The sequence below is a fragment of the Ravibacter arvi genome, assembly GCF_039540405.1.
GTDB classification, from domain to species: domain Bacteria; phylum Bacteroidota; class Bacteroidia; order Cytophagales; family Spirosomataceae; genus Ravibacter; species Ravibacter arvi.
On the sequence record NZ_BAABEY010000002.1, the window covers coordinates 218,601 to 230,621 of the forward strand.

The following is a 12,021-nucleotide window of genomic DNA, read 5'->3' on the forward strand; positions in this document are numbered from 1 at the left end:
CAGCAGGTATTTCCTAGTTCAGGAACATTTCGTCTATCAGTACCAGTTTCGGGCCTTCATTCGGGCGTTGGAATGGTTTTACCACTATTTTCAAACACTTCGGGGGAACTGTCGTATGAACCGGCAGCTCAATCTTCCGTAAGGTGGGTTTTTCGCGCGGCTCGGGCAGGTCGGGTTTTATATCTTTGGCCAGGAGTTTCAGCTTGTCCTCGTTCTCGCCCCCCCAGATCTCGATAACGGCAGGCGGGTAAATTCCTGTCTCTTCCTCCACCATGAGCCTGATTCCGACAGTTTTCAGCGGAACAGGCGTATTGAACCAGCAAAGCAGCTGAAGGTCCGTGTTTCTTACGCCCGCAAAATAGTTGGCCCACGCCGGGTTATTTGCCCCGATGGCGCCCAGTTGCCGGTCGAAAAAGGTATGCGCACCCTCTGCCAGGTGGACCCGGTTAAGCCGGTTGAGCAAAAAGACGCTGTCAGGACGGAAAGAATTCCTGAAAACCTGGAATTCCGCTACATCGCTGGGGAGCCATCCTTCTTTATAAGCCCTTACCCGAAGCCTGGTAGGACTGTTTAAAACAATCGGTTCCGAAGCCGTTTTCGACAGGCTGTCAGGATCGGACCCGTCGGTTGTGTAAAGCAGCTTGACATCCCGGACGGGGTGGTAAACCCGAACCGAAGTTTTTTCGTCAAATACCCATTGGTCGCTTTTGGCCAGCGGCTTGTTCAGTTTAAGGCGGGTGGTGTCATTCGTGGAGAAGTCGCCGGTAAGGGCCACGCCCGGGTACGTTTTCCGGATATTGGCTATCTGGTCGGCGGCAATTCCGGTATCCCATAAGATTACACTCCTGACCTTCCGGGCTTTTGACAGGAATTGCAGCAGGCCTTCTGATGTGATTTTTGTACCTGCCAGGTAAAGGGTTTGCAGGTGTTTCAGCGCGGTAAGCTGTTCCAGTCCTTTGGCGGTGATGCCGGTGAAATTAAGGTTCACTTTCCTGAGATTTTGAAATCCCGCAACCTGTTTCAGATCAGCATCCGACACCGGCATCCGGCTAAGGTTAAGCGCTACGACCTGTTTTTTTATGGGATCCAGCTCTTCGAGTGTTTTCGGGGTGTAGGCCTGGCTGCCATAAATATCCACCGACAATGCGGGGGAACCGAATGAAAGGGGTGCGACCGTGCGGTACTCATGGTTTAGTTTTTCGATCACCGATGCATCTGCCGCTTCAAAATCAGGCAGAGGTTCCTCGACCGAAGGACGGCTGAATTTTTTTTGCGCAAGCAGGCCGAGTGTATCCTGGTGCGAAAGCGCCGTCACTTTCAGGCGGTAAGGCGTACCGGCCTTGATCCATGCGACCAGGATAGCTTCCTCATCGGGCGTCAATTGAGGTTTCCCTTTCGGAGGCATGTGCTTTTTGTCGTCAGGCGATAAGTGCAGGCGTTCAATCAGAGGACTGGCATCGGGCTGGAACGCGGTAATGACCGCGCCGTTTTTGCCGCCCTTCACGATGGCCGAAGAGTCTGTCAGGACGAGCTTTCCTTTCGCTTTTTCGGTGTTGTGGCACCCGGTGCATTTGGCTTCCAGGATAGGCGAAACGACATGATCAAATACAAGCGCCTGATCGATCGGTACGTTCTGTGTTTCCGTATTCCTGCGCAGCGGTTCGCTGATAAAACCTTCTCCATGTGTGAGCTCCGCGCCGAAATGACCTGAAACTACTACCAGGCAGGCAGACAATACGTACAGCGGGCCGGCCGGCAGCTTTGCAATTTTGTTTTGCCGGAACCAATAGCAGAATGCAGCCATGAAAAAAGTAGCGGCGCCGGTCCACTTGTGCCAGTTCAGGGTATTGCCGGCGTAACCTTCCTCCCTGGAGAGAAAAAGCCCCATCAGCACGGTAATACCGGCGGTAAGCGCGCTGCAAAGCCACAAGATTTCTGTAAGCCGGGTCCAGCCCGGTGTGAGCGGGCGTCTTTCCAGGAGGCCGGACAAAACGGAAGCAAGAATGAGAACAATCGGGAAATGGAGCAGTAGCGGGTGCATTCTCCCGGCGGCCTGCAGCCATAACGGTAAACTCAGGTGAGATTCAAATGCAAGCAAAAAGGCAATCAAAACGGTCATTGCCCACAACGCCTTGGCAGCGAAACCCTCAATTTTTAAGGTCATAGCAAGAGGTTAGCTTAATAAATCGGAAACCACCTTGCCCGCCACATCAGTAAGCCTGTAGCGTCGTCCCTGGTGCTTGTAAATTAGTTTTTCGTGGTCCAATCCCAACTGGTGTAATACCGTGGCATGAAAATCATGCACATGCACCGGATTCTGGGTAATGTTGTAGCCCAGTTCATCGGTCTCTCCATACACAATACCCGGCTTGATGCCGCCGCCCGCCATCCAGATGGTGAAGCAACGGGGATGGTGGTCCCTGCCGTAGTTGTCGGGCGTCAGTTTTCCCTGGGTATAGCTTGTTCTTCCGAATTCCCCGCCCCAGATCACCAGTGTGTCGTCCAGGAGCCCGCGCTGCTTCAGGTCCATAATCAGCCCGGCCGATGCCTGGTCCACGTCTTTTGCCTGCTGTGTAATTTCATAGGGCAGGTTGCCATGCTGGTCCCAACCCTGGTGATACAACTGTACGAAGCGAACACCGTTTTCCACGAGCTTTCTCGCCAGGAGACAGTTAGCCGCATAGGTACCCGGAATAAAACACTCCGGGCCGTAAAGTTTCACCATGGCATCCGACTCCCTGGAAACATCCATAACATCCGGTATGGCCGTCTGCATCCGGTAGGCCATCTCGTATTGCTGAATTTTGGTTGCAATTTCCGGGTCGCCAAATTCCTGGTACGACATGTCGTTGAGCCTGGAAAGATTGTCGAGCATTTCCCGCCGCTCCGAACGGTTCATTCCGTCCGGGTCGCGCAGGTAAAGTACAGGGTCTTCGCCGCTGCTGAACTGCACGCCCTGGTGGACCGAGTCGAGAAACCCGTTTGTCCAGAGCCGGGAGTATACCCCCTGGCCGTTTCCGATCCCCCTGGAAAGCAAAACGGTAAAGCATGGCAGGTTTTGATTCAGGTTACCCAGACCATAACTCAGCCAGGCGCCCATGCTCGGGCGGTTTCCCTGCTGGGCGCCGGTCTGCAGGAAAGTGAGCGCCGGATCGTGGTTGATGGCTTCGGTGTACATGGACCTGACGAAGCAGAGCTCATCCACGATTTTTGCGGTATGAGGCATCAGTTCGCTCACCCAGGCGCGCGATTGTCCATATTGGGCAAAGTCGACAAAAGAACCGACCAAGGGAAACGAGGCCTGGTTGGCGGTCATACCCGTCAGCCGTTGGGTACCCCTTACCGAAGGCGGGATCTCCTGGCCGCGCATCTCCCGGAGTTTGGGCTTATAGTCGAACAGCTCCTGCTGGGAGGGGGCGCCGTTCTGGAAAAGGTAGATAATCCGTTTGGCTTTCGGCGCAAAATGCGGCACGCCCAGCGGCATCGCGTCGGCTTCCCCACCTTTGCGGCTGAAAAGATCGGGCATCAGCAAAGAACCCAAAGCCACGCTGCCCACACCCAGGCTGAGATTGGATAGAAACCGCCTGCGGTTAAAGCTGTATCCGTGTTCGATAATTTCTTTCTCCATGGTGATATCATGTTGAGGGTAGGCACTACCCTTCAGGTTTTCGTAATGGTTTCTTCAAGGTTGTAAAGCGTTGAAATAACGCGCATCAGGGCCGCGGTTTCGCGGGCATCTACCTGATTGTCAATGGGATATTCGCCGACCCGGATGAGCTTTTCGGCTGACCTCGCGTCTATTTTCCCGAGCTGACTGGTAAAGTAGTCATGCAGCACAGTTACCTCTTCCTCCTTCGGAACCCTGCAAACAATAAGCTGGAAAGCTTTTTTTATCTTTTGATCCGTATCGGAAGACTCTTTCAGCAGGTTGGACGCGAGCACACGCGACGCCTCCAGTACGGTCGGATCGTTCATCATGACCAATGCCTGCAGCGGCGTATTGGTTTTAAGCCGCTTGGTCTCACAGATATCGCGGTTGCTGGCATCGAAAATAGACATAAAAGGAGGCGGCACCGTCCGCTTGATAAGGGTGTAAATGCCGCGCCGGTACAGGCGGCTCCCTTTGTCCTGCTTATAAATCGACAACAGTCCCCGGCCTGAAGTAGCCCCTTCCCACAGACCGGCGGGCTGGTAGGGTTTAACACTCGGACCGCCAACGGTAGTATTCAGCAGCCCGCTGCTGGCGAGCACAATGTCCCTGATATATTCAGCTGCGATGCGGTAACGCGGTCCCCTGGCCAGAAACCGGTTGTCAGGATCGGCCTCGTACTTTTCTTTGGATACGACCGACGATTGCCGGTAGGTAGCCGACGTGACCATTTGCCTGATCAGGCGTTTCACATTCCAGCCGTTTTCTCTGAAATCAACCGCCAGCCAGTCGAGCAGCGCCGGGTTGGACGGGAGCTCGCCCTGCATGCCGAAGTCGCCGGTGGTTTTGACCAACCCGGTTCCGAAAAACTCTTGCCACAGAATATTGACGTATACACGTGCGGTCAGCGGGTTGCTGGGATCAAACAGCCACTTGGCCAATCCCAGCCTGTTTTTAGGATAATTGGTGTTAAACCCGAGGATACTTCTCGGTGTCGCGGGAAAAACCTGCTCGCCGGGGGCATCGTATACCCCCCGGTTGAGAAGATAGGTCGGGCGCTTTTCCGCCTTATCATCCATGATCGATACGATCAGCCGGTTGGTATCGGGTTTGTTGATAAAGGTAAGCAGCGAGTCTATGTCATGCCGGGTGACTTCCATAAAGGGCTTCTTGGCATAAGTCTCCGGCCCGCCGATAACCGATTCAATACCTAGCTCGTTGACATTATTGAAGAATGCAAATAAGCTGTAATAATCTTCCTGGGAAACAGGGTCGTATTTGTGGTCATGGCACCGGGCACATTCAACGGTAATACCCAAAAAGGCCTTTCCGAACAGATCCGTCCGGTCAGATACGTACGAGACACGGTATTCTTCCGGGATCACTCCACCTTCTTCCGTAATTTTATGGTTCCGGTTAAAGCCGGTGGCCAGGAGTTGTTCCTTGGTGGGTTCCGGAAGAAGGTCACCTGCCAATTGCCAGGTAACAAATTTGTCATACGGAAGGTTTTGGTTGAACCCGTGGATCACCCAGTCCCGCCAGGGCCACTGGGTACGGTAGCCGTCGTCCTGGTAGCCATAAGAGTCTGCATAACGGGCGATGTCAAGCCAATGTACCGCCATTTTTTCACCGTAGGCAGGCGATTGCAGGAGCTGGTCAACTATTTTCTCATACGACTGATCGGACCCGTCGAATTGATTCATCAGCGCGAGTGACGGCGGTAGTCCGGTCAGGTCGAAGCTCAGCCTTTTGAGCAGGCGTTCCTTGTCGGCCTGCTCGTTGGGCTCGAATCCCTGGTTTTCCATTTTCCTGAGCACAAAATGGTCTATTTCATTTCTTGGCCATTCGGTTTGTCCCACCTCGGGTACTTTCGTTTTTTTCGGAACCGTAAACGCCCAGTGTTCCTCGTATTTTGCCCCCTGGCGAATCCATTTCTCAATCAGCGCGATTTCTTCAGCTGAAAGTTTAAGGTGAGAAGCGGGAGGCGGCATCAGTTGGGTGGTGTCCGATGCGGTGATCCGTTTGTAGACTTCCGACATAGCGGGTTTTCCGGGAATGAGCGCGTATGCCCCCGGGTTTTCATCCAGCACCTTAAATGCAACTTTAGGGTCGTCCAGCCTGAGCCCGGCTTCCCGTTTCCCCGCATCCGGCCCGTGGCAGGCAAAGCATTTGTCGGACAAGATCGGGCGAATCTCAAAATTGTAGCTGACCAGGCCTTCCGTACCCTCCGCCGACTGGTTTTCCGTCTTTTCCCTCTGACATGATAAAAGGAAAACCCCTGCCAATACTCCCCAGTAAAGTCTTTGACCAATCATACCAATATATCGTTTACTACTTTTCCCGCAACGTCAGTTAACCTGAAACGCCGGCCCATGTGTTTAAAAATAAGCTTTTCATGATCGAGGCCCATCTGGTGCAGTACTGTAGCCTGGAAATCGTGGACATGAACCGGGTTTTGGGTTACGTTGTAGCTGAATTCGTCGGTTTCACCGTATACCAATCCCGGCTTTATCCCGCCGCCGGCCATCCAGATTGAAAAGCAGCGCGGATGATGGTCGCGCCCGTAATTGCCTTTTGTAATATTGCCCTGGCTAAAGCACGTCCTGCCAAATTCGCCACCCCAGATGACCAGCGTTTCATCCAGCAGCCCGCGCCTTTTCAGATCTGTTACGAGCGCGGCTGCGGGTTGATCGACGTCTTTGGCCTGACCGGTAATTTCCCAGGGAAGGTTGGCATGCTGGTCCCAGCCCTGGTGGTAAAGCTGTACGAAGCGTACCCCGTTCTCAGAAAGCTTTCTTGCCAGGATACAATTGGCGGCGAAAGTACCGGGTTTGCGGCTGTCCGGCCCGTATAGCTCGAATGTCTCGTCAGTCTCGCGTGACAAATCGAGGGTTTCGGGCACAGCCGTTTGCATGCGGTAAGCCATTTCGTATTGGCGGATCCGGGCATTTATTTCCGGGTCGCCGCTTTCTTCAAAAGCCACCTGGTTCAAAGCGGCAAGTTTGTCCAGCATTTTGCGCCGGTCGGTAGGATCCATGCCTTTGGGATCTTTCAGGTAGAGTACCGGGTTTTCGCCGCTGTTAAACTGCACGCCCTGGTGAATCGAGTCCAGGAAGCCGTTTGACCAGAGCTTGGCATATACCCCCTGGCTGTTTCCGCGTCCCCTGGAAATGAGTACGGTAAAAGCCGGCAGGTTTTGATTTTCACTGCCGAGCCCATAGCTGAGCCATGCGCCCATACTCGGACGGTTTCCCTGCTGCGCACCGGTTTGGAAAAAAGTAATCGCAGGGTCGTGGTTGATCGCCTCCGTGTGCATGGATCTGACAATACAAATGTCGTCCAGTATCTGTGCCGTATAAGGGAAAAGATCGCTGACCCAGGTACCATTTGCTCCGTACTGTTTGAAAGGAGTAAAAGAACCCACCAGCGGAAGCGAGGCCTGTCCGGCCGTAAACCCGGTCAGGCGCTGACCGTTGCGCACGGATGGCGGAAGATCTTTGCCCAGCATCCCGGCCAGTCCGGGTTTGTAATCAAATGACTCCAGCTGGGAGGGAGCGCCGTTTTGAAACAGGTAAATAATTCGCTTTGCCTTTGGGGCGAAATGCGGTAAGCGGGCGCCGGCCAGCACGTCGTCTTGCGCTTCGGCGTTACCCTCAAATAGTTTCGGGATAAGAAGTGAGCCGAGGGCGGCCCCACCGATGCCGAGGCTTAGTTTTGAAAAAAAACGCCGCCGGCTGAACGATAAACCATATTCCATCCACTCTTTTTCCATCACGATTTTACAAGGGTTTCTTCGAGGTTGTACAACATGGCGATGACCTGCATCAAAGCGGCCGTAGGCACCGGTTTAGTACCGGAATAAGCGGGGTATTCGCCAACAGATAGCAATTCGGCGGCCTTTCGCGGATTCAGAGCTGCAAGGCTTTCCTTGTAGTAGGCAGCCAGTAATTCCAGCTCTCTGGGTTTGGGCTTTCGGCACAGGATTGTCCGGAATGCGAGGGGAATTGTTTTTTCAGGGGGACTGCCGTCCTCTGAAATCTTTTGAGCCAAAACCCGCGCCGACTCCAGCATGGTCGGGTCGTTCATCATCACCAGGGCCTGCAGCGGCGTGCTGGTGGTCAGGCGCGACACCTCGCACTGGTCCCGGTTGGAAGCGTCAAAAATCGCCATGGCAGGCGGGGGAACCGTTCTCTTCACAAATGAATATATGCCCCGCCGGTAGAGCGCCGCGCCTGAGTCCTGCCGGTACTTCGAAAGCAGGAGATCGCCGCCGGCCGTTGCGGCTTCCCACAAACCGGGCGGTTGATATGGTTTTACGCTCGGGCCTCCGATTTCCCGTTGGAGAAGCCCGCTGCTGCCGAGCAGGATATCCCGTACAAACTCTGCCGGCACCCGGAGCCTCGGAGCTCTTGAAAGTAATTTGTTCTCAGGGTCGGCGGCTGATTTGGCTTTTGTGAGGTTGGAAGACTGCCGGTAGGTAGCGGAAGATACAATTTGTGTCACCAGTCTTTTAACATTCCATCCGTTTTCAATAAAATCGGCCGCCAGCCAGTCCAGTAGCTCGGGGTGGGTTGGCAGTTCACCCTGCATACCGAAATCCCCGGCCGTTTTCACCAAACCTTTTCCGAAAAATTCCTGCCATACCCGGTTGACAAAAACGCGCGCAGTAAGCGGATTTTCCGGGTCCGTCAACCAATGTGCCAGCCCCAGGCGGTTTCGTTCATACTGCTTTCCGAACCGGAGGATCTGCGCGGGCGTCCCGTTCTCCACCAGATCGCCATATTGATTAAATTCCCCGCGAAGCAGCACATGAGTTTTTCTGAGGGTATCGAGGTCTCCCATTACAGAGACAATCAGGCGGTTGGTATCTGTTTTATGTATAAAGGAGAGAACACCGGCCAGGTCTTCTTTTTCAACTGACAGAATGGGTTTCTTGGCATACGCGGCGGGCGTACCTACCGTAGGGTCGATGGCTGTATAAACAGGCCGCAGCTCATCTACCTGGTTAAAAAAAGAAAAAAGCTGGTAATATTCTTTCTGGGAAATGGGATCGTATTTATGGTCGTGGCACCTGGCGCATTCTACGGTCATGGCCAGGAACGCCTTGCCGAAGGTGTCTGTCCGGTCCGACACGTACGCGGTCCGGTACTCTTCTTCATCAACTGCTCCTTCTTCGGTAATTTTATGATTCCGGTTGAAAGCTGTAGCCAGGATCTGTTCCTTATCTGCGCCGGGGAGCAGGTCTCCGGCAAGCTGCCATGTAATGAAACGGTCATAAGGCAGGTTCCGGTTGAAGGCATGGATTACCCAGTCCCGCCACGGCCACTGCGTTCTGAAATTGTCCATCTGGTACCCGTAAGAATCGGCATACCGCGCAATATCCAGCCAGCCTACGGCCATTTTTTCTCCGTAAGCAGGCTGTGCAAGCAGCCGGGTCACGAGCTGATCATAGGCCGCTCCGGACAAATCGGGGAAACGATTCATGGTTTCCAGGTCAGGAAGCAGGCCGGTCAGGTCAAGGCTTAGTCTTTTCAAAAGTTTTTCCGAATCGGAAGGCTCGTTCGGTTCAAGCCCCGCCGCTTCCATCTTCGCCAATGTGAAATGGTCAATTTCATTGACCGGCCAATCCTCGTTTTCAACCTCCGGCAGCGAACGTTTACGGGGCCTGGCAAACGCCCAGTGACGTTCAAATTTCGCTCCCTGGTCAATCCATTTCCTGATGATGGCTATTTCCTGCTCGGTCATCGAGAGGTTGGAAGACTTAGGCGGCATGATTTCGTCCTCATCCCCGGCAATCAGCCGGAGATAAACTGCCGATTGTTCAGGCTTTCCCGGTACAATCGCATGGCGATCCGGATGGTCTTTGAGCGCCTTAAATGCTTCTGCTTCAAGATCAAGACGGAGGCCGGCTTCGCGTTTCTTTTCATCGGGCCCGTGACAAGCGAAACATTTATCGGAAAGGATAGGCCGCACGTCGAAATTATAGCTGACCTCGTTTTCGGGGGTAAAAGCTCCCTTCAAGTCAACTTTCTTTCCGCAAGAGACCAGGAGCAACAAAGCCAGGACCTTAAAAGCCAGGTATCCACTGTAATTCGCCAACGCACGCACTTTTTGGACCGGAAGTTTAATTATGGTATTTCACAAATTAAACTAAAATGGATGCAATTGTCAATCTGACTTTTTTTCTTTTTGCGAGATTTTTTTTGGGAATTTGCCGAGAAGCGGTAGGAGGAGCTAAATATCGACGCCACGAATTCACGAATAAAAACAGTTTTTTCGTGAATTCGTGGCGCAGAAACGGGGCAGATTTCCCGGCTCCGGAATGATACGGCGTCAGACGCGTACCTGGGCGGCGGTCAGCATAATCTGGTGCAGATCGCTGTTTTTCAGGTAGGGCTTGATCAGTTCACTACCGGGGCCGAAGGCGCCCAACTCCACAAAGTCGGCGGAGTGTCCTGTTCCGGCCCAGCTTACCGATGTATAGGCTGACTGAATTTCACCGAGCTGTTTGAAAGGTAGCTTATAGGGATTGTAAAGTCCTTCTTCCTTGGGCGCGACATAGAAGGTCAGCAGACGTTCTGCTTCTTCTTTCTTAATGGCGTATCCCTGTGCGGCTTCTACTCTTTCAATTACCTGTGCAGGTGTGAAACGATGCGTTATACCTCTCAATATCCAGTCATTCGTGTTTTTGAAGGTCTGTATCTTGTCGAAATTGGCGGCGCTGCCGAAGAGTCCCGGGTTGGCGTTTCCATGGTCCGAAGTAAAGATCACCAGCGTTTCCTTGTCTTTTTGAGCGAAGTCAATTGCCACTTTTAGCGCTTCGTCAAAAGCAATCTGGTCGTACAGCAACCCGCCTACGTCGTTGGAGTGGGCGGCCCAGTCAACCTTTCCGCCTTCTACCTGCATCACAAATCCTTTCGGGTTTTTGGAAAGCTTTTTGATCGCTGCATCCGTCATTTCGGCCAGGGAGGGAATTTTGGCCGCCAGCTCGCGATCACTGGAAGCGTCGAGCGCAAACGGCAGTGCACTTTCGATGAAAGCCCCGAGGAGCGGCTTCTTTGAAGATTCTACGGAACGGAGCTCGTCGCGGCTGTTCACCACATCGTAACCTGCTTTTTTGAAGCCGTCAAAGAGGTCGGCTTTGTCTTTGCGCTTTTCGCTGCTGAAATTTTCTTTTCCGGCACCGAGCAGAACATCAAATTTCAGATCGAGGTATTGCTTCGCGATGTCATCCATGCTCCCCCTCGAAGCGCTGTTGACTGAGAACCCGGCCGGAGTGGCATGCGCGATCGGAACGCTGGTCACGCAACCTACCGATTTGCCTGCACTCTGGAATTTCTGAAGAATAGGCTTATTAAAACTGCCGTCGGCATTTACGTTCAGGGAACCATTAGGGACCTTTACGCCTCCGCCCCAGGCCGAACTGCCTGCTGCCGAATCAGTAACCAACGCATTGGCAGAGGAAGTATCAACCAGTCCGCGGTGGACCAGATTCTGCTCATACAACTTCAGCCAGTTGCTTCGCCGGCCCTCTTTTCTTTGTAACAAAAGGTCGGCCATATTCAGCGTACCGGTGCTCATGCCATCACTGACCATGAATATGATATTTCGGGCAGTTTTGCCCTTCAGAAGCGTTTCAGACGTGAGCGGGCGTTGGGTTGAAAAAAGCGAGGTACCTATAAAAGCGAGGGATCCGTTCCTAAAAAAATCTCTTCTTCTCATAAACTCAGACAATTGGATTTAACGTAGTATCTGTAAAAGTATACGGTTTTTGACTTTAAAAAGACCTTTTTTTGTTAACAAAAGATTACGGTTTCCCGAACGGCAGAAAACTACAGCGGTCTGGAGAGGCCGATTGCAGATACCGAAAAATGTCATCATCTTTGCAGGAGTGACCTTCTGACCTGAATACCTTTTCATGCGGCAAAATCGGAATCTGGCGATTGGAATGCTATTGATGTGGGGATTTGTTCTCTGCACCAATATCCTGTATCGCCATGCGCACCGCTTGCCGAACGGACGGATCGTATCGCACATTCACCCGTATAAGTGGACAGGGGAGAAGGGGCCTTTTCAATCCAATCCGCACAGCGCTTCGGACCTTTCATGGCTGGACGCGCACAGCAACCAGCTTTACTGCAGTGATCTGCCGGCGCCGTTCCAGATGGCGGCCGTCGTGCTCCCGGAGGAATGCTTAACGAGCATCCGGGTTTTCGATTTTGACGCGTACCGGGTAGTTCCCGACAGCCCTCGCGGCCCTCCTGCAAGGCTTTCCTGATTTTCTTTGTTGTTTCCGCATCAGCGCGTACTCCCGTTGCCGGTGCGGTTAATTATCGCAGTCTCCCGCTTTCTGTTGCGGAAAGCCAGAGACA

The 12,021-nt window shown here is 53.1% G+C and carries 7 protein-coding genes; 1 reads left to right on the top strand and 6 read right to left on the bottom strand.

What is annotated here, in order from left to right:
• Positions 1 to 13 precede the first annotated feature (13 nt).
• From ABD852_RS02410 to ABD852_RS02435, 6 genes are all read right to left on the bottom strand, one after another.
• On the bottom strand, positions 14 to 2,164 hold the full coding sequence (locus ABD852_RS02410; RefSeq protein ID WP_345026410.1) for a c-type cytochrome domain-containing protein: 2,151 nt from the start codon (positions 2,162 to 2,164) through the stop codon (positions 14 to 16).
• Between the two features lie 9 nt (positions 2,165 to 2,173).
• Positions 2,174 to 3,628: a DUF1501 domain-containing protein gene (locus ABD852_RS02415; protein ID WP_345026411.1), complete on the bottom strand. Its 1,455-nt coding sequence runs from the start codon at positions 3,626 to 3,628 to the stop codon at positions 2,174 to 2,176.
• A 32-nt stretch (positions 3,629 to 3,660) separates the two neighbouring features.
• Complete coding sequence (locus tag ABD852_RS02420; protein WP_345026412.1) at positions 3,661 to 5,964, bottom strand: DUF1553 domain-containing protein; 2,304 nt, start codon at positions 5,962 to 5,964, stop codon at positions 3,661 to 3,663.
• Positions 5,961 to 7,421, bottom strand: a complete 1,461-nt coding sequence (locus ABD852_RS02425) for a DUF1501 domain-containing protein (RefSeq protein WP_345026413.1) — start codon at positions 7,419 to 7,421, stop codon at positions 5,961 to 5,963. Before ABD852_RS02425 ends, ABD852_RS02420 begins: the two co-directional genes overlap by 4 nt.
• Positions 7,421 to 9,748, bottom strand: a complete 2,328-nt coding sequence (locus tag ABD852_RS02430; RefSeq protein WP_425568749.1) for a PSD1 and planctomycete cytochrome C domain-containing protein — start codon at positions 9,746 to 9,748, stop codon at positions 7,421 to 7,423. Before ABD852_RS02430 ends, ABD852_RS02425 begins: the two co-directional genes overlap by 1 nt.
• A 234-nt stretch (positions 9,749 to 9,982) precedes the next feature.
• Entirely contained in the window at positions 9,983 to 11,371 is a 1,389-nt protein-coding gene (locus ABD852_RS02435) for an alkaline phosphatase (protein ID WP_345026414.1), read from the bottom strand.
• Positions 11,372 to 11,567: 196 nt separating this feature from the next.
• Here ABD852_RS02435 and ABD852_RS02440 point away from each other — a divergent pair, with 196 nt between their 5' ends.
• Positions 11,568 to 11,927: a hypothetical protein gene (locus ABD852_RS02440; protein ID WP_345026415.1), complete on the top strand. Its 360-nt coding sequence runs from the start codon at positions 11,568 to 11,570 to the stop codon at positions 11,925 to 11,927.
• The last annotated feature ends 94 nt before the right edge of the window (positions 11,928 to 12,021 follow it).